We start from the raw sequence: 18,022 nt of genomic DNA, 5'->3' as shown, positions 1-18,022 counted from the left end.
TCCCTTTTCGGTGTCCCCCAGTGAGACAGGCCCGGCTTTGCCGGGCCACCCGAGAACCTACGGAGAACACATGGTCGGCACAGCGCATCCGAACACCGGTGTGGAAGGCGTGGACGGGGGTGTCGGCCTCACCGCCCTGCTCGTCGCCGCAGCACGGGCGATCGAGACCCACCGCAGCGACAGTCTGGCAAGGGATGTCTACGCGGAACACTTCGTGCGCGCCGCACCGGCCTCCGCGGGCTGGCCCGTCCGCTTGCAAGAGGCTCCGGATGGGGACGCGAACCCGCTGTGGGGGCGTTTCGCGCGTTATTTCGGTCTGCGGACGAGGGTCCTCGACGACTTCCTCCTCCGGTCGGTGCGCGCGGGCGCGCGCCAAGTGGTGCTCCTCGGGTCCGGGTTGGACGCACGCGCGTTCCGGCTGGACTGGCCTCCCGGCTGCGTGGTCTTCGAAATCGACAGGGAGGGCGTGCTCAGGTTCAAGCAAGAGGTGCTCGACGGGCTGTCTGCCACCCCCAGGGCGACACGCTTACCGATTCCGGTCGATCTGCGCGCCGACTGGGACGGAGCGCTGACCGACGCCGGCTTCGACACGACGGCACCGAGCGTCTGGCTGGCCGAGGGGTTGCTGTTCTACCTCCCCAACGCCGTCGAGACGTCCCTCATCGACACGGTGCACCGATTGAGCGCGGAAGGGAGTGCTCTGGCATTCGAGGTCAAGCTCGAAAAGGACTTGCTCGCCTATCGCGACAGTCCGCTCTACACCTCGACGAACCAGCAGATCGGCATCGATCTGCTCACGCTGTTCAACGGCGAGTCGCGGCCCGACTCCGCGGGTGACCTGATGGGCAAGGGATGGGACACATCGGTTCACACGCCCTTCGACTTCACCCGTCGGCTCGGACGTGGCCCGATGCCCGAGCAGAATGACGCGCTGGCCGGCAATCGATGGGTGTTCGCGAACAAGCCACGGCCGTCATTGCGCTGACACGGCAATGCGGTGTTCGGTCGCGCAACGTCGCAGCGGAGTTTGAATGCGTCGCTCATCGGCTCGTCCTTTCCGGTACCAGGACGGGTTTGACCACGCGGCCCGCATCGCAGTCGCGTTCGGCCTCGTTGATGTCGGCGAGCGGATACATGCGGATCAACTGGTCGAAAGGGAACAGACCGGCCTGCCACAGTCCGGTCAGCCGCGGAATCAACAACCCCGGCACGGCGTCCCCCTCGCAGATGTGGGAGATCCTCCGGCCCCGGTCCAGTGTCCCCGGTTCGAGCGGCAGCGCGGTGTGGAGCCGTGCCACCAGGCCGAGGTGGCCGGTCGGGCGCAGGGCCCGGAGCGCGTCGTTGATCAGCTGAGCGGAGCCCGTGGTGTCCAGCGCGTACCGCGCGCCGCCGTCGGTCAGCCGCCGGATGCGGTCGGGCAGACCGGCCGATGAGGCGTGCAGGGGGATCGCATGGAACCGCTCGGCCAGGGCCAGCCGTTCGGGGTGGCGGTCCACGGCCACGGTCATCGCCCCCGAGGCGGTGGCCGCCATCAACGCGGCCAGCCCCACCGCTCCCGCGCCGAAGACCGCGACGGTGTCGCCGGGGCCGACGCCGAAGCTGTTCCAGATCGCTCCGGCGCCGGTGAGGAAGCCGCAGCCGAGCGGCCCGAGCAGTTCGAGGGGAAGCGAGGGGCTGACCCGGACCGCGTTGCGGGCAGGGACCATCGCGTACTCGGCGAACGAGGACTGGCCGAACCACCGGGGGGCCAGTTCGCCCCCGGCCGCGTCGGTGAACCGCGCCGCGTTCTCCCGGCGGCCTCCGAAAAGGTTGAGCGAGGCGAAGGAGTCACAGTAAGCGGGGGCCGCGCCAAGGCAGTTCCGGCAGCGTCCGCAGGAGTCGAAGCTCAGCACGACATGGTCGCCGACGCTCAGGCCGGTGTCCGGGCCGCCCGTCTTCGCCACGACCCCGGCCCCCTCGTGGCCGAGCACCGCAGGCAGCGGGGAACGGCCCGCCGAACGCCGGACCGCGAGATCGGTCCGGCACATTCCGCAGCCCGCGATCCTCACCAGGATCTCGCCCTCGGCCGGCCCCGCCTTCAAGCTCACCTCCTCGACGGTGAACCGGCTCTCGTACGAGCGCAGGACAGCCGCGTCGAACCTCATGGCAGCTCCTCCTCCGGGCGGTGCACGACGAACGGCCTCAGGTTTCCGTAGAGCCCCCACGGCCCGCCCGCCACGCCGACCCCGCTCTCCTTGATGCCCGCGAAGGGCTGGGCGAGGGACAGCTCGGCATGGTGGTTGATCCACGCGGTTCCGCACTCCAGCCGGTCCGCCACCGCCTCGGCCCGGTCGAGGTCGGTTCCCCATACCGAACCGCCCAGCCCGAATCCGGTGTCGTTGGCCGCCTCGACGGCCTCGTCGATGTTCCCGTACGGCAGCACCGGCAGGACCGGGCCGAACTGCTCCTCCGTCACCACCGAACTGTCGTAGGGGACATCGGCCAGGATCGTCGGGGCGAAGAAGTAGCCCGGACGGTCCAGCCGACGGCCACCGGTCACGGCTCGGGCGCCGTCCGCCAGGGCCTGGGCCGTACAGCGCTCCACCCGGGCCAGTTGCGGCGCGTTGTTGACCGGCCCCAACTGCGAACCCGGCTCGAGCCCCGCTCCGACGACGGTGGTTTTCGCACGCTGCGCGAGGGCCTCGACCACCTGGGAGCAGAGCCGGGCCGGGGCGTAGACGCGCTTGACCGCCATGCAGACCTGCCCGCAGTTCCGGAATGCCGCCCAGAAAAGCCGGTCCGCGATCCGTTCCGGATCCACGTCCTCCAGCAGGATGGCGGCGTCGTTACCGCCCAGTTCGAGGGTGACCCGGGCGAGTGAGGCCGCCGCCCCCCGAGCGACGGCACGCCCGGTGGCGATGGAACCGGTGAAGGTCACGTGGCGTATCCCCGGATGGGACGCGAGGCGCGCGCCGAGGGGTTCGCGACCGGTGACGATGGTCAGCACGTCCGTGGGGAGGGCGTCGGAGACGACGGACACCAGCAGTCGTGTGGCGAGAGGCGTGAACGGGGAAGGTTTGAGCACCATCGTGTTGCCCGCGGCGAGCGCTGGCGCGAACTTCGCCGACGCGAGTTGGAGGGGGAAGTTCCATGGGACGATCGCGGCGACGGGCCCGAGCGAGCGCCAGCGGATCTCGCTGCGTACCGGTCGGCCGTCCGTGATCGGCTGGGGCCCGGGGACAAGCTCGGCGAAGTAGCGCAGGCGGGCCGTCGTGCGGGCGATCTCCGCGTACGACTCGGCCAGGGGCTTGCCCTGTTCACGGGTGAGCAGCGGAGCGAGGTCGGCCCCCGCCGCATCCACCGCGTCGGCCGCCGCGAGCAACGCGCTCGTACGGGCGACGGGGTCGGCCCGCCAGCCGCGCCAGGCCTTGTGGGCCCGCGCGACGACGGCGTCCAACTCGTCCGGCCGCTGGTCGGGTGCCTCGTCGAACGCCTCGCCCGTAGCCGGGTCGAGGACGGCGAAGTGCCCGTCGCGGGTACCCGGGGCGCGGCGGGGCTGACGTGTCGGCATGCCGGCGGTCAGCTCCCGGCGACTGCGGCCGCGTGTTGCCGGGCCTGCCGGTCCATTTCTGCCCGGAACGCGGCCACCAAATCTGGCCGGATCCTTCCGGCATCGCGGTCGCCCCCCTCGCAGACAGCCCCGCGCACCCCCACGATGTCCGTGCCGATGCGGGTCAGCTCGCCGAGGTCCCCCGCCTTGACGCTGCCCGCGAGGGCGGCGAGCAGATCGCGCTCGTGGGCCAACCGCACGAACTCCGCGCAGACGTCCGGCGGTACGTGGTCGAAGAGCCGCGTCCCATCCTTGACCGCAGTGTCGAGCATGGCCGCGTCGGAGCCGGAGCGGCGGGCGATGTCGGGCAGTGCGAGGGGGTTGACGCAGCCGATCCGGTGGGCGTCGGCGTAGCCCGAGGCGACGACGAACGCGTCCGGCCGATGGTCCTTCACCGCCCGGACGACCCCGCGCATCACGTCGACGGCCTGGTCGGGCGTCGTGCATCCGTAGAGGCCGACCTTGATGTACGTGGCACCGGAGACAACCGCGCCGAGCGCCGCCTGGGCCACCGTCCCGGGCTTGTACGGTACGTCACCCACAGTGGCGGACACCGGTTTGCCGGCCGGGACCGCTTCGCGGATCTCCCTGATGACCCACGGGAAGTTCGCGCCGAGTGAGCCCTCGTCGGGCTTCTTGACATCGACGATGTCAAGGTGCTCCGCCGCCATCGCGCAGTCGAGGGCTTCCTCGACGCTGTCCGGGGAGATGAGAAGCAACAACGTGGACTCCTTCCACCGCATGTCCATCTGCCGTAAGGGCAGGTGCGCGGAGTCGCCTGGATCACTTGGGGTGCGCTCATCATTCCCGCGGCGCCTGACCGCCGGTAGGGCGCGCGGAGTCCAAATGGTTCGTCGCCACGGCGTGTTCACTCCCCAGTGCGCCGTCCACGCCGGAGCGAGCGGGCCGCGTGCGGGCCCCGGCAGCCACGGAAGCCGACTGCGCCGGCCATCACGGAAGAACGAGGCCAAGGCGGTCGATTTCCCGTAGCCACGTCAACCGAGCGATCGACGATTCACTCTCAGTGAGGCCGAGTGCAGGAGCCGCGGCAGGCACTTTCGGCCATGAAAGAGGTGGCCGCAGGTCAGAGCGGCGCGTATGCGGTTGGTGGGACGGGCCGACCTTGACATGGCCAACGGCTCCCCATGTGGTGTTCACCAAGACCGCTGTCCCCGCGGGGCCGCTGGAGGTGGGAGACGTCATCACCTACCGCATCACCGCCAGGAACGAGGGCGGCGGCGGGGCCGGGAATCTCACCCTGACCGACGCCGTCCCGGCCGGTACGACGTACCTGCCCGGTTCCCTGCGGATCGTGGCCGGACCGAACGCCGGGGCGAAGAGCGATGCGAAGGGCGACGACCAGGCGAACTACGACGCCGACACCAACACGGTCGTCTTCCGTCTCGGCAGCGACGCGACCGACACGCAGGGGGCGGCCTGCCCAACACCGCCACCGCCACGGGCAACGAGAAGGACCCCGGCCCCACCGACAACACGGACGCCGTCAGCGTCTGCGTCCAACCGGCACCCTCCTGCCGCGACCCTTGTTCCACCCGGAAGCAGTCCTGGGCCCGCCTCCACGCGGCCGGCCGGCGACAACCCGCGCCCCTCACCTCGGCCGCCCCGGCGCTGCCGAGCGCACGCGCGCAGCTGAACAGAACATCCGTGTCCAGTTCCGTGACAGCGCGAACCTTCCGGCGGGAACACGGGAGCGCAAGAAACGGGGTCGGCGTACAACGCACACCGCGCGCGTTGTACGCCGACCCCGCGTTCGACCGGTCACCTCGCGTCAGCGCGCGGTGATCTGCTGGAGCGCCGCCCCCTGGTAACGGGCTCCGGCGTTCCAGAGGATGAAGGAGTTCATCTTGTTGTCCGCCGCTGCCTTGATCTGATCGGCCACCTGGGCCGGCCCGTAGTGGCTGCCCATCGAGAAGTCCTGGAGCCAGGGAATGACCTCGGTCTGGGTGCCCTTCACATGGCGGGCGAAGTCCTTCAGCGAGCGCTGCACGATCGCGTACGGTGCGGTGTCGGGGTTGGATACGCCGTACTCCCCGGGCCCCCAGTGGGACGGGTAGACCATCGGTGCGATGTAGTCGCTGACCTTGGCCAGGGCCCCGATGTCCTGAGCGATCTCGGTGGGCCGGGTGGCGGCTATACCGAAGACCGAGACACCGAGGTACGTGGGCTGCGAGCGCAGCGCGGTCCGCGTGTCGGCGACGAACGAGGTGATGGACTGCTCGGGCGTGGCGGACCCGATGCCCGGGAAGCGCATCTTCGACAGCGGGCCGTCGGGGCGGCGCACATAGTCGTAGAGGATGTCGTCGAAGCCGAGACCAGCCGCCTCGACGGCGAGGTCCTGGTTGTACTTGCGGACCGCCGGGTCGGCGAAGTTGGTGAAGGACAGCTTTCCGTAGTGGCCGCCGTTGTAGGGCTGCCCGTCGGGGGTCTGTACGATCTGGTTGCGCTTGCCGGACTTCCAGGACGCCGAGGCGAGCACGGGATCGCGGAAGGCGACGATGCGCCCGATGACCTGGGCGCCGGCGGCGTGGATCTCCGCCACGGCCTTGCGGGCGTCGTAGTAGCCCTTGGCCGCGCCGATCTGACGGGCCAGCGGCACCTGGGAGGCGTACCCGACCTCGCCGTCCTCGTCCTTGATGTCCAGTTCCACGGCGTTGAGCTTGCCGCTGCGGACGAGGGCCAGGATGTTGCCGCGCAGTGTGTTGTCGCCCCAGCCGATGGCGGTGATGTGCGCGGCGCGGATCATGGGGCGCCGGCCCCGGGCGGACACCGTCTTGGTGGTGGTGTTTCCGGCCCGGTCCACGGCGGTGACCGTGACGAGCGGTGTGCCCCGGGGGACCGTCGCCTTGAAGGCCCCGGCCTCGTCGACGGAGACCTCTTTGCCGTCGACGCTCACCTTGGCGTCGGTGGACGCCTTGCCGGTGATGGTCACCTTGGCGCCGGTGGGCGCCTTGCCGGTGGTGTTCGCCGCGGCGGCGACGTTCTTGATCTCGGGATCGGCCAGCGTCAGAGCCGGAGCGGTGGTGTCCACGGAGAAGCCCACGACCTCCCGGTACGAGGCGAAGGGCAGACTGCTGTCGCCCTCCACCACCAGGGTGTGCCGGCCCTCGGCCAGAGGCGGGAGGCTGAGTTTCAGACGGGAGCCCTCGGCTCGGACGGGGAGCACCGCGCCGTCGAGGGTGGCACGCACCTTGTCCTTACCGCCGGCCGCGGCGGCGTCGAGATAGGCGCTGACATGCGCCGCCTTGCGCGCGTCGAGGACGGCGCCGTCGGTGAGACCCTGTACGCCCGGGCCCGAAGTGAAGAAGGCCCATGCCCCGACGCCTGCTCCGGCCAGTGCGAGTGCCCCGGCCGACACTGTCAGTGCGCGCGGGACGGCCGGACGGTGGGAACCGTAGGAGGAGGCGGAATACGGTATTTTTCTGCTGAACATCACGATGTCCTTCGTGCTGAGGCCGGTTGGTCCCTCCATGGATGCCGCGCCGGTGCACCGATCCTCCTGTTTCTGACCGGATTTCATGCGAACGGCCGCGTGCGACCCCGATGTGGTGACTGGGCCATACAGGGGAGGGGGCGGTACGGGGGCTCCCGCGGCCGGTAGGGATGGCGACACGCTCGCTTTGGAGGGGTCACACATGCGCCACTCTCTCGTCCCGTTCTGCGCCCTCGCGGGCGCTGTCCTGCTCGCCTCGGGCTGCTCCCCGGGAGGCTCGTCGACCGGTGGTGAGGCGGCCGCGTCACCGGCGGCGGCCAGCCCCGTCGCCGCGAAGGCCCCGGAAGAGGTCGGCGCGAACGAGCTCGGCCAGGTGCCCGTGCTGATGTACCACCAGCTCACCGAGAAACCGGCCAGTGTCTACGACCGCACCCCGGCCGATTTCCGAGCGGAGCTGGAGCGCCTCGCCCGGGAGAATTACGTGCCGGTCACCGCCCGGGACTTCCAGACGGGCCGCATCGACATCCCGGCCGGTACGCACCCGGTGGTCCTCACCTTCGACGACTCGACCAACAGCCAGGTACGACTCGGCCAGGACGGCGCCCCGGCGCCGGACACGGCCGTCGCCATCCTGATGAACACGGCCAAGAAGTACCCCGCGTTCAAGCCGGTGGCGACCTTCTTCGTCAACGCGGACGCCTTCTCCGCCACGGGTTCCGCCAAGGCGCTCGCCTGGCTGACGAGCCACGGCCACGAGGTCGGGAATCACACCGACCGCCACCAGAACCTGCGCTCCCTGGACCAGGCGGGCGCCGTGCGGGCCATCGCCGCCGGGCAGCAGGCGATCGAGAAGGCCGTGCCCGGCACCCGGGTCACGTCCCTCGCCCTGCCCTTCGGGGCCATGCCCCAGCCGGCCGCGGTCGCCGCGCGGGGGACCGGCTATCGCTACGGAGGGGTGTACCTCGTGGGGTCCAACCCCTCGGTCTCGCCGTTCGCCAAGACCTTCGCGCCCGACGCGATCCCGCGGATCCGCTCCGCGGGGCCCAAGGACGCGGACGCCGAGTTCGGTTCGTCGCGGTGGCTGGACAAGCTCGCCACCGGCAAGAACTGGTACGTCTCGGACGGTGACCCGAACACGGTCGCCTTCCCCCGAGCCTCGCAGGATCAGCTGGCACCGGCTTTCGCCAAGCGCGCCCGGCCGTATTAGGACGTGTGGTGAAACGAGCGCCGTCCGTCCGAAGGGCGGGCGGCGGCGTCCGGTGGAGTGGTAGTGGGTGAGCAGTCCGGGGTGCGCGGTGCTCCGACGGAAGCGTTGGGGAAACACCGTTCCGCCGACATGGAGGACACATGAAGGCCACGACGAAGCCGACAGCCCTGGTGACCGGCGGCAGCCGCGGGATCGGCGCGGCCACCTCGCGGGTACTCGCGGCTCGCGGGTACCAGGTAGCCGTCAACTACGTCTCCAACCGTGAGGCGGCCGACCAGGTGGTCAAGCTCATCGAGACCGACGGCGGCGAAGCCTTCGCCCTGCGGGCGGACGTGCACGACCCCGGCCAGTCGGCCGAACTGCTGAAGCGCTCCGCGACCGACGGACGCCTGGATGTCCTCGTCTGCAACGCCGGTGCCCGCTTCACCCCCACCCCCGTGCGGAACCTCGCCTGGGACGACTTCAGGACGAAGGTGACGAACGAGCTGGCTTCCGTCTACACCCTCACCCGGCACGCGCTGGCGCTCATGGGTGCCCGGGGGCGGGGCCGCATCGTGTACGTCTCGAGCGCCGCGGCAGACGGTCCGCCCGCCCCGGGCATGGCTGCCCACGGCACCGCCAAGGCCGCCCTGAACACCTTCGCGCGCTTCGTCGCCCACGAGGCCGGCCCGCTCGGTGTCAACGTCAACGTCGTGGCACCGGGCTATGTCCGCACCGAGAGCAGTGCGCACATGCCGCGGGAGTTCCAGCGGCGGCTGATGACGAACACACCTCTGGGGCGGGTCGCGGAACCGGAGGACGTGGCCAGGGCGATCGCGATGCTCGTCGGCGAGGAAGCCCGCTTCGTCACGGGTGAGGTTCTCACCGTCGACGGCGGCTACGGCCTGGCACGACGGTAGAGAAGGCCCGGCCACGCGGCTACGGGCACACGCGCACGACGTTCACCGGCCCGGCGTGACAACGGCGCGGGCCCCAATCGCGGCTTCGCCGGGATCGTGGGGCGGTGTCGTCCGCCGTGATCAGCCGTCGTACGGCCGGATGCCGACGCGGCGGAGCGCGGGTCGGTCCCGGTCACCTCGCCGTCAGCGTGGTGACCAGCTCATCCAGTCCGCCGAACCGCCGGTCGAAGTCATCGGTGCTCGTGGAATGCGGTCGCACCGTCTGTACGCGCATCTGTCTCGACCGCTCGCGCGGTGCCCGGCGCACCTGGTGCGGGATGGACGAGTGCGGCAACCGCGTCAAGGCCGCGGCTTATCGAGCGCGCAGACGGTCCTCGACGGTCGGAGACGGCGGCGCAGAGGTGACTGCCTGACGTCGGCGGTCAGGCGGGACTTCCGCAACACGCCCACAGTACGCGACGCCGGCGCGCACGAGGCCGGAGCCGGCGACCGTTCGCCGAGGCGCGGAGTGCCGACGGTCCGCGCGACGGTCGTCGGTTGGCTGGGATCCGTACCCCGGGCGCACATCGGACGGGTCGCACCGCCGCCCCCGGCGGCCACGCCCGTAACGGCTTCGTCCCGCCCGGCCGCCGACGGAGCCGGCAACCCACCGGACGTGCTCCGGACCGGATCGGCGTGCTCGTCCGGGCCCGGCGAAGCCCGCTACGACGCCCCGCCCGTACGGCCGGCGACGGTACCGGTCGTGGTCGTTCGTGTGCCCGCGTCCCACGCGTGAGCCTCGAGCCGAGGACGTCACGCGGTGGGACGACCGCGGCTGGACGGGGGCCGCCGACCTCGCACCCTCACCGGCCCGACCGGCTGGCGAGACCGTCACCGTCACCGCTCAAGGAATTCCGCATTCCGTGCGTGAATCGCTGATTCTGCTTCGCCGCCTTTCCCTTCCGCCCCTGGCGAATCTTCGGTTTCCGAGAGCGGGAAATAAGGGTCAGGGTGAGCAAGCCACAAATGCGTCAAGCGATGCGGTCGACGTTTTCAGGACTTTGTCTCCCGGGGGAAGCGGTGAATTGTTTTTCCATATCTACGATTCCGAGCTATGACCGACACTCCGCGGGACAACTCCGCCGCCCGTGCGCGCTGGCAGACATGTCTCAAGCTCGCCCGAGAACTCCTCCTCGTGGGGCCGGACGGCAAGGACCTCAAACTCGACTATCTCCACACCCTGATCGACACCGGCCATCTCGGCCCCACCCGGCATCCGCGCAAGAAGGTCCTCGTGATCGGTGCCGGTGTCACCGGCCTCGTCGCCGCCCGCCTGCTCAAGGACGCCGGTCACGACGTCACCGTCCTGGAGGCCAACGAGAGCCGCGTCGGCGGACGCATCAAGACCTTCCGTGCCACCAAGCACCACCAGCCCTTCGACGACCATGCCCAGTACGCCGAGGCCGGCGCCATGCGGCTGCCCGACTTCCACCCGCTCGTCCTCGCCCTCGTCGACAAGCTCGGGCTCGGTCGCCGCCAGTTCTACAACGTGGACGTGGACCCCTCCACCGGCAGCAGCCCCGAGACCCCGGTCCCCCCGGTGACCTACACCTCCTTCACCGGCCGGACGTGGACCTACGGTGACGACAGCCCCGACTTCCGGGAACCCGACAAGCTCGGCAACTCCTGGATCCGCACCAACCGTGTCCAGGTGCGCCGTGCCGACTACGCCACCACTCCCGAACGGATCAACGAGGGCTTCCACCTCACCGACGACGAGGTCCGCGCCCCGGTCGTGAAGATGGTCGACGACGCACTGGAGAGCGTGCGCGACTACTACTCCGACGTCGTCGACGGGAAGCGCGTCAACAAGCCGTTCGACGAGTGGGTCGAGGGCTGGGCCCGGGTGATCCGCGACTTCGACGGCTACTCGATGGGTGGCTTCCTGCGCGACCACGCCGGGCTCAGCGACGAGGCGGTCGAGGCCGTCGGAACGATCGAGAACATGTCCTCGCGGCTGTACCTCTCCTTCTTCCACTCCTTCCTGAGCCGCAGTGACATCAATCCCGCCGTCCGCTACTGGGAGATACCCGGCGGCAGCTGGCGCCTGCCGCACGCACTCCACCAGGGTCTGCGCGACGAGGTGCGGCTCGGCCACCGCATGATCCGCCTCGAGTACCACGATCCCAGCCGCGACACCGACCCCGGGGGCACCGGCGTCGTGGGACCCGACGGATGGGGCGTGGCCGTGCAGACCGTCGCCGAGAACGACCCGCAGGCCGCGCCGCGCCTGTGGACCGCGGACCTGGCGGTCGTCACCATCCCGTTCTCCGCCCTGCGCTTCGTGGAGATCGTCCCCTCGATGTCGTACAAGAAGCGCCGCGCCATCATCGAGACGCACTACGACCAGGCCACCAAGGTGTTGCTGGAGTTCAGCCGCCGGTGGTGGGAGTTCACCGAGGACGACTGGCGCGACGAACTCGAGAGCGTCGCTCCGGGGCTCCACGAGTACTACCGGCTGAGCGACGAGGCGGACACCGAATCCGTCCCGACGCTTCCCGAGCCCGGGGCCGGCCTGCTCGGCGCCGCGGTCAAGGACAGCAGCGTCTCCGAGGAGATGCGGCAGCTGGGCGGCAGCCTGCCGCTGCGCGGTCCCGCCGTCCGCCCCGCCACCCACTGCTTCGGAGGGGGCTCCGCCACCGACAACCCCAACCGGTTCATGTACTACCCCTCGCACCGGGTCGAGGGCAGCACCGGCGGCGTGGTGCTCGCCTCGTACAGCTGGTCCGACGACGCCGCGCGCTGGGACTCCATGCGGGACGCCGAGCGCTACGTCTACGCCCTGCGCAACCTCCAGGCCCTGCACGGCCGCCGTATCGAAGTGTTCTTCACCGGGCGGGGCGCCACCAAGAGCTGGGCCCGCGACCCGTACGCCTTCGGCGAGGCCGCCATCTACACGCCGCACCAGATGACCAGCTTCCACCTGGACGCCTCCCGGCCGGAAGGGCCCGTGCACTTCGCCGGGGAGCACACATCCCTCAAGCACGCATGGATCGAGGGCGCCCTGGAGAGCGCCGTCCGCGCGGCCGTCGCCGTCCACAAGGCACCGCCGGTCACCACCCCGGGCCCGAGCAAGGAGGACCGCTCGTGACCGCGACCACCTCCGACTGCACGGTCGCCCGCTACCTCGCCCTGCGTCTGGCCGAGCTGGGCATCACCCACCTGTTCGGCGTCCCCGGCAACCACCTCGGCCCGTTCCTGACCACCCTGCGGGGCGAGGGCGACATCGAGTGGGTCGGCACCCCCACCGAGGGCGGCGCGGGCCAGGCCGCCGACGCCTACGCCCGTGTCCACGGCATCGGCGCGGCCGCTGTCACCTACAGTGTCGGCGCCTTCAACCTGCTCAACGCCTGCGGTGGGGCCTACGTCGAGCAGATCCCGCTCATCGCCGTCAACGCGTCCCCGCCCTACGAGCAGTGGCAGAACTACCGCGCCATCGGCATGCTCACGTCGCACATGAGCCCTCGCTCCGAGAGCAACCTCGACGTCTACCGGCAGGTCACCGTGGACGCCCAGGTCATCTCCAACCCGGGGCTCGCCCCCGGCCAGATCGATGCCGCGCTCACCGCCTGCCTCTCCGAGCGCAGGCCGGTCTACCTGGAGGTCATGGAGGACCTGTGGGACGAGCCCTGCTCCGGGCCCGCGGAGCCCATCCGCCGCCGCGAGCGGCCGTTCAGCGCGCGCAACCGGCCCATGCTGGACCGCGCCGTCGACGCGATCCTCACCCTGATCGATGAGCATCCCGGCCCGGACGGCCGCCCACGCCCGATCGTGTGGGCCGGTGAGGAGGTCGACCGGTTCCGTCTCGGTGGACAGCTCACCGACCTGGTGGCGGCCACCGGAGTGCCGTTCTGCACCACCGTCGGTGCCAAGGCCGTCGTCGACGAGGACCTGCCGCAGTTCCACGGCGTGTACAACGGCGCGGCCAGCCACCCGGACGTGCACTGGATCTTCAAGGACTGGGCCACCTGCCGGATCGGGCTCGGCGCCTGGTCCACGTCGAAGAACCTCGGCGGCGATCGATACGTCGGCGGCGACTGGGTGATGGCCGCGAACGGCGGCGTCAGCGTCGGCACCCGCTACTTCCCCGACGTGCAGCTCGAGCAGTTGCTGCCCGCCCTCCAGGACGCGCTGGTGAAGGCCTACGGCTCCGGGGGACTGGCGGCCGACTACTACGCCGAGGCTCACGCCCACCACGGAGCTCCCCGCGACCGCCCCGCCGGCCTGGAGCACCACCGTGCCTCGCTCCGCACCAGCGGCTCTCGGTCCAGGCACGCCGAACGGCTCACCTATGACGGCGTCTTCGACCGGATCAACCACTTCCTGGGCCACGAGACCCGGCAGGACTGGACGGTGGTCTCCGACGCCGCGTTCTCCCTCATCGGCTCGATGAACCTGTCCCTGCCCGCCGGCGGTTTTCTGTCCCAGATCAGCTGGCTGTCCATCGGCTGGTCGGTCGGCGCGGCCACCGGCGCCGGTCTCGCCCCCGAGCGCGGGCACGCCCGGCCGATGGTGTTCGTCGGCGACGGCGCCTTCCAGGAGACCTGCCAGGAGATCTCCACCCACACCCGGCTCGGCCTGCGGTCGGTGGTGTTCGTCATGGACAACGGACACTTCTACGGCATCGAGCAGATGCTGGTTCACCCGTCCTACTACGCTGATCCGGGCTCCGCCGGTCCGGATTCCGCGGACTCGGACGGCGCGGACTTCTACAACGTCCTCCACCCGTGGCACTACGACCGCCTCGCGGCCGTCTTCGCCGGCAGGAGGACCCCGGCGACCGGGATCAGCGTCGCGCACCCCACCGAACTGGACGACCTGCTGGCCCGCCTCACCGACCCGGACGACCCGGTCAACGCGGGACCGCTGCTCGTCCGTGTCCGCCTGCACCGGCACGACTACCCGCGAGCGATGGCGTACAAGGTGCGAAAGTCCTCAGCGGTGGAGTGACGTTGGTTCTCCGTGCCAGTGCGAGGGTGGCCCTCCGCGTCGGCACGACGGTCCTGCCGGACCGGAGGGCGGCGAAGGGGCACGCCGGGGCGGCGTGCCAGTGCCAGGAATTCCCATAATCGAAGGGGGAAGAAAATGGCTGATCTCAACGTACTGATCGCGTTCGACGCGGCCACGATCGTCGAGCAGTATCCCAACGCGTCGAGGAACCCGGCCGCGCCGACGCAGGTCGACCACGGCCTGATCTACATGACGACGCGCCACGACCACATCATCGGCACATCGGGGGCCGAGTTGAACCTCCGTGCCGAGCCCGGGGACAGCATCAGGTGGCGGGAGACGACGCTGTCGCTCAGCAGTGACTACAAGGCGTTGCTCTACAAGTACGTGAGCAGCGACACCGACCACACGCTGATCAGGACGCCGGAGATCGAGGTGATCGACGGGATCTACCCGATTCCGAAGGAAGGGGCGGAGGGCAGGCCCGACTTCGTGACGCAGAACTACCAGGATCACTACTGGCGGGCGACGGTCAAGAAGACGGGCAAGGTCGTGTACCACTTCTACTTCCAGATCCTCGACCGCCATCGGCAATTGAAGGGGTACTTCCAGTGGGACCCCTTCATCACCATCGAAAACCCCTGACGCTCCCCGGACATGGGCGGTGGTCTCCGGGGCCGCCGCCCACCCGGGCCCCGGCGAGCGGTTGCGGTGGCACAAACAGGGGGCCACACCGATCGGCGGCAAACGTTTGTACGCCTTCCGGAAGCGCGTTCACATCATCCGGTCCGAACAGCTCATCACTCGCTCGAATCCGCCTCCGGAAACCATGTATTCAAGACAGTCGGGGAGTCGCGGGATTGACGGTGCTTGACCGCAGGGAAAAGATGTATCGCAGTGTTTCCCGGTCGACGCCCCGAAAAGGGAGGTTGGAACCGTGCAGTTCGTCCTTGATCTGCAAGGCATCACCAGCGCCGAGGAAGTGGCGAGCGAACAACTGATGATCAGCGATTTCTCGACCATCTTCTGCGGTTGGGAGCCCGTCCAGGAGCCGGCTCGCGGAGCGGAATGAGCCGCGGGACGGACTGAGCCGGAATCGTATGGATATGGATCCGGGGCCCGGTGGACCATGGTGCCACCGGGCCCCGGGGCGATCCCCCCGGCCGCCGCGGGCCTTCGTTCCGGGAGGAAGGTGAAGTGAAGCTCCACTACGTCCGGTACTGCCGGGCCGACAGCCCCTTCTACGACGAGCCGCGAAGACGTCCGGACGGACACGGGGACTACCTCCAGGCCGGGCAGGAGCCGCCCGCCGGCTGGACCTCCGGCATCCACGGCCCCTGGGTACGTCTGGCCCCGCGGGACGCGCGGCTTCCTCCGCAGGGCTGGAAGGTGCACGTGTCGGCCCGCCCCGAAACCGCCCAGCTCCTGCTCGACCGCACCTTCGCCTACTGCGTCGAGCGGAGGATACCGTTCAAGTTCCTGGCCGGTGAGACCGAACTCCGCGGCCGCAACCACAAATACGCGGACCGCGGCGGCAGCGGAAAGTTCATCACCGTGTACCCGGTGTCCGACGCGCAGCTCCACGCGCTGCTCACCGACCTCGCCCCCCGGCTCAAGGGGCTCGGCGGGCCACACATCCTGTCGGACCTGCGCTGGGCCGACGGCCCTCTCCACCTTCGGTACGGAGGGTTCGCCGAACGGTACGTTCACGGCGTCCTGAATGCCCCGGAACCGGCGATCGAGACACCGGACGGCCGACTGGTGGCCGACACCCGTTCCCCTGTTTTCCGGTTGCCCGAATGGGTGCGGCCGCCCGCGTTCCTCGCCGCCGCGCTGCGGGAGCGGACGCGGCACGAAGCACCGCCGCGACTTCCCTACACGATCGATTCCGCCCTGCACTTCTCCAACGGCGGCGGAGTCTATCTCGCCACGGACCGGCGGACCGGGCAGAAGGTGGTTCTCAAAGAGGCCCGCCCCCACGCCGGGCTCGACCAGCGCGGCCGGGACGCCGTCCAGCGCCTCCGCCACGAGCGCGACGTGCTGAGGGAACTGGCGGACGTCGAGGAGGTCGTCGACTGCGTCGACTCGTTCCAGCTGTGGGAACACCACTTCCTGGTTCTCTCCCATGTCGAAGGCGTGGGATTCCACAGAGAAGTGGCCCGGCGCACGCCCCTGCACACTCCCGAGGCCGGTGACCGGGCATTCGCCGAGTACACCGTGTGGGCCACGAACGTCCTGGACAAGATCGGAACCGCTGTCCGCGCGCTGCACGCGAAGGGGTTCGCCTTCGGGGACCTCCACCCCGGGAACATCGTCCTCACCCCGGACGGTGGCATCCGGCTGCTCGACTTCGAAATGGCCGTCCGCTCCGACGACCCCCAGGAGATCCGCACCGGCGCGCCCGGTTTCGCCCCGCCCACTCCCAGGGGCGGCGTCCTCGCCGACCGGTATGCGCTCGGCTGCCTGCGGCTGTCAACGTTCCTCCCGCTCACCGCCGTGCTGCCCCTCGACCCGAGTCGCGCGGCGGCCCACCTCCGGTTCGTGACGTCCCGGTTTCCGGTCTCCGGGCACTGGGCCTCCGAGACCCTGGAGCTGCTGGCGCCGCACCGGCCCGGCGCGGCCCGCGCGCCGGACCGGCCGGCGGCCGACGGCACTCCGATCGGCGACCTCGGGGACGCCGCCACCGCCGACTGGCCCGCGATCGAGGCCTCGGTGGCCCGCGCCGTGTGGAACAGCGCCACGCCGCGGCGGGACGACCGGCTCTTCCCCGGGGATGTCGAACAGTTCGTCCTCGGCGGCCTCGGGTTCGGGTACGGGGCAGCGGGTGTGCTGTACGCGATGGCCCGAGCCGGCCACGGCCGCCGCGAGGAGTACGAGGCCTGGCTGCTCGACGCCGTCCGTCGGTCGCGGGCCGCGCCGCGGCGCGGGTTCTACGACGGGCTGCACGGCATCGCGTACGCCTTCGAGGCGCTCGGTGACCGCGATGCCGCCCTGGAGGTTCTGGATCGTGCCGAGGCCCCTCTCCGGGACGGTGTCGTCGTCGGGGACGACCTGGGAACGGGACAGGCCGGTGTGATCCTCAACCGGCTCCACTTCGCCCGCCGGCTGGGCGACCGCGGGCTGCGTGCCGAAGCCGTCACCGCCGCACACCGGATCGCGGACAGGCTGACCGGTGTCCCGCTTTCCACGGAGACCGCCGGTCGCGGCGGTTCGGCCCGCCGGGCGGGCCTCCTCCACGGAGCCTCGGGACTCGCGCTGCTGTTCACGCGGCTGTACGAGGAGACCGACGACCACGCTCAGGAGTACCTCGACCTCGCCGAGCGCGCCGTGCGGCTGGATCTGGAACGATGCGTACTCGTCCCCGGCACCGGAGCCCTGCAGGTCGACGAAGGACGCCGCATGATGCCGTACATCGCGACCGGCTCGGCGGGGATCGGTCTGGCCCTGCTCGCCCTGTTGAGGCACCGGCGGCCCCCGGATCTGCTGCGGGCCATGAACGGCCTGCTGAAGGCCGCCTTGCCCGTCTTCCATGTGTTCCCCGGCCTTTTCACGGGCACAGCCGGACAGCTGGGGTTCCTCCAGCAGGCCCGGCGCGCCGGATTCGGCGCGCAAGACGGGCCCGGCGGGCGCGACGGCGGGCCCGCCGGGACGATCGCGACCCAACACGACCGGCTGCGGCTCCACATGACGGTTCTGGGGGGCGAGATCGCCTTCCCCGGCGAGCAACTCATGCGGCTCTCCATGGACTTCGGCACCGGAAGCGCCGGCATCCTGCACACGCTGGCCACACTGCGTGACGACCGGCTGCCACTGCTGCCTTTCGCGCTCCCGTTCACCGACGAGCGCCGGGAGACGGGCACCGCGCCCTGACCCGTCGTACGCGCCCA

General features: G+C 70.3%; 14 protein-coding genes. 10 read left to right on the top strand and 4 right to left on the bottom strand.

Going from position 1 to position 18,022, the window contains the following annotated elements; all coding sequences use genetic code 11:
- The first annotated feature begins 70 nt into the window (after window positions 1–70).
- A complete protein-coding gene (locus tag ACU6P3_RS01510; RefSeq protein WP_447195543.1) occupies window positions 71–985 on the top strand; it encodes a class I SAM-dependent methyltransferase in 915 nt (304 codons plus the stop codon).
- A 55-nt stretch (window positions 986–1,040) separates the two neighbouring features.
- Here ACU6P3_RS01510 and ACU6P3_RS01505 read toward each other — a convergent pair whose 3' ends face one another.
- Genes ACU6P3_RS01505 through ACU6P3_RS01495 form a run of 3 tightly spaced genes read right to left on the bottom strand, consistent with a single transcriptional unit; the run spans window position 1,041 to window position 4,332 of the window.
- Window positions 1,041–2,144, bottom strand: coding sequence for an NAD(P)-dependent alcohol dehydrogenase (locus ACU6P3_RS01505; RefSeq protein WP_447195542.1), 1,104 nt, complete (start codon window positions 2,142–2,144; stop codon window positions 1,041–1,043).
- On the bottom strand, window positions 2,141–3,550 hold the full coding sequence (locus ACU6P3_RS01500) for an aldehyde dehydrogenase family protein (protein ID WP_447195541.1): 1,410 nt from the start codon (window positions 3,548–3,550) through the stop codon (window positions 2,141–2,143). Before ACU6P3_RS01500 ends, ACU6P3_RS01505 begins: the two co-directional genes overlap by 4 nt.
- 8 nt (window positions 3,551–3,558) lie before the next feature.
- Complete coding sequence (locus ACU6P3_RS01495) at window positions 3,559–4,332, bottom strand: (5-formylfuran-3-yl)methyl phosphate synthase (protein WP_447198174.1); 774 nt, start codon at window positions 4,330–4,332, stop codon at window positions 3,559–3,561.
- A 167-nt stretch (window positions 4,333–4,499) separates the two neighbouring features.
- Between ACU6P3_RS01495 and ACU6P3_RS01490 the strand changes: the two genes are divergently transcribed.
- A complete protein-coding gene (locus ACU6P3_RS01490) occupies window positions 4,500–5,243 on the top strand; it encodes a DUF11 domain-containing protein (RefSeq protein ID WP_447195540.1) in 744 nt (247 codons plus the stop codon).
- A 135-nt stretch (window positions 5,244–5,378) separates the two neighbouring features.
- Here the strand turns inward: ACU6P3_RS01490 and ACU6P3_RS01485 are convergent, their stop codons facing one another.
- Complete coding sequence (locus ACU6P3_RS01485) at window positions 5,379–7,040, bottom strand: putative glycoside hydrolase (RefSeq protein ID WP_447195539.1); 1,662 nt, start codon at window positions 7,038–7,040, stop codon at window positions 5,379–5,381.
- Between the two features lie 202 nt (window positions 7,041–7,242).
- On the opposite strand from ACU6P3_RS01485, the gene ACU6P3_RS01480 reads away from it, so the two are divergent.
- From ACU6P3_RS01480 to lanKC, 8 genes are all read left to right on the top strand, one after another.
- Window positions 7,243–8,247: a polysaccharide deacetylase family protein gene (locus tag ACU6P3_RS01480; RefSeq protein ID WP_447195538.1), complete on the top strand. Its 1,005-nt coding sequence runs from the start codon at window positions 7,243–7,245 to the stop codon at window positions 8,245–8,247.
- A 140-nt stretch (window positions 8,248–8,387) separates the two neighbouring features.
- The gene (locus tag ACU6P3_RS01475) at window positions 8,388–9,146 is read left to right on the top strand and encodes an SDR family oxidoreductase (protein ID WP_447195537.1); all 759 of its coding nucleotides are present in this window, start codon (window positions 8,388–8,390) and stop codon (window positions 9,144–9,146) included.
- A 104-nt stretch (window positions 9,147–9,250) separates the two neighbouring features.
- Window positions 9,251–9,559: a CGNR zinc finger domain-containing protein gene (locus tag ACU6P3_RS01470; protein ID WP_447195536.1), complete on the top strand. Its 309-nt coding sequence runs from the start codon at window positions 9,251–9,253 to the stop codon at window positions 9,557–9,559.
- A 680-nt stretch (window positions 9,560–10,239) separates the two neighbouring features.
- Window positions 10,240–12,276 carry a flavin monoamine oxidase family protein gene (locus ACU6P3_RS01465; protein WP_447195535.1) on the top strand — a complete coding sequence of 679 codons (2,037 nt, stop codon included), beginning with the start codon at window positions 10,240–10,242 and terminating at the stop codon, window positions 12,274–12,276.
- On the top strand, window positions 12,273–14,135 hold the full coding sequence (locus ACU6P3_RS01460; protein WP_447195534.1) for a thiamine pyrophosphate-binding protein: 1,863 nt from the start codon (window positions 12,273–12,275) through the stop codon (window positions 14,133–14,135). The genes ACU6P3_RS01465 and ACU6P3_RS01460 overlap by 4 nt, the downstream gene beginning before the upstream one ends.
- A gap of 135 nt (window positions 14,136–14,270) precedes the next feature.
- Window positions 14,271–14,780, top strand: coding sequence for an inclusion body family protein (locus ACU6P3_RS01455; protein WP_030755032.1), 510 nt, complete (start codon window positions 14,271–14,273; stop codon window positions 14,778–14,780).
- A 292-nt stretch (window positions 14,781–15,072) separates the two neighbouring features.
- On the top strand, window positions 15,073–15,207 hold the full coding sequence (locus ACU6P3_RS01450; RefSeq protein ID WP_447195533.1) for a hypothetical protein: 135 nt from the start codon (window positions 15,073–15,075) through the stop codon (window positions 15,205–15,207).
- 125 nt (window positions 15,208–15,332) lie between these two features.
- Complete coding sequence (gene lanKC / locus ACU6P3_RS01445) at window positions 15,333–18,005, top strand: class III lanthionine synthetase LanKC (RefSeq protein WP_447195532.1); 2,673 nt, start codon at window positions 15,333–15,335, stop codon at window positions 18,003–18,005.
- Window positions 18,006–18,022: the final 17 nt, after the last annotated feature.

It is taken from the genome of Streptomyces hebeiensis, assembly GCF_052983195.1.
The sequence above is the reverse complement of the archived record's forward strand: the minus strand, read 5'-3'. Positions and strand labels throughout refer to the sequence as shown.

Bases quoted from the DNA above. Each gene is read 5' to 3' on its own strand.
- ACU6P3_RS01510 (WP_447195543.1), top strand. From the start codon at position 71: ATGGTCGGCACAGCGCATCCGAACACCGGTGTGGAAGGCGTGGACGGG.
- ACU6P3_RS01505 (WP_447195542.1), bottom strand. From the start codon at position 2,144: ATGAGGTTCGACGCGGCTGTCCTGCGCTCGTACGAGAGCCGGTTCACC.
- ACU6P3_RS01500 (WP_447195541.1), bottom strand. From the start codon at position 3,550: ATGCCGACACGTCAGCCCCGCCGCGCCCCGGGTACCCGCGACGGGCAC.
- ACU6P3_RS01495 (WP_447198174.1), bottom strand. From the start codon at position 4,332: ATGCGGTGGAAGGAGTCCACGTTGTTGCTTCTCATCTCCCCGGACAGC.
- ACU6P3_RS01485 (WP_447195539.1), bottom strand. From the start codon at position 7,040: ATGTTCAGCAGAAAAATACCGTATTCCGCCTCCTCCTACGGTTCCCAC.
- ACU6P3_RS01480 (WP_447195538.1), top strand. From the start codon at position 7,243: ATGCGCCACTCTCTCGTCCCGTTCTGCGCCCTCGCGGGCGCTGTCCTG.
- ACU6P3_RS01475 (WP_447195537.1), top strand. From the start codon at position 8,388: ATGAAGGCCACGACGAAGCCGACAGCCCTGGTGACCGGCGGCAGCCGC.
- ACU6P3_RS01465 (WP_447195535.1), top strand. From the start codon at position 10,240: ATGACCGACACTCCGCGGGACAACTCCGCCGCCCGTGCGCGCTGGCAG.
- ACU6P3_RS01455 (WP_030755032.1), top strand. From the start codon at position 14,271: ATGGCTGATCTCAACGTACTGATCGCGTTCGACGCGGCCACGATCGTC.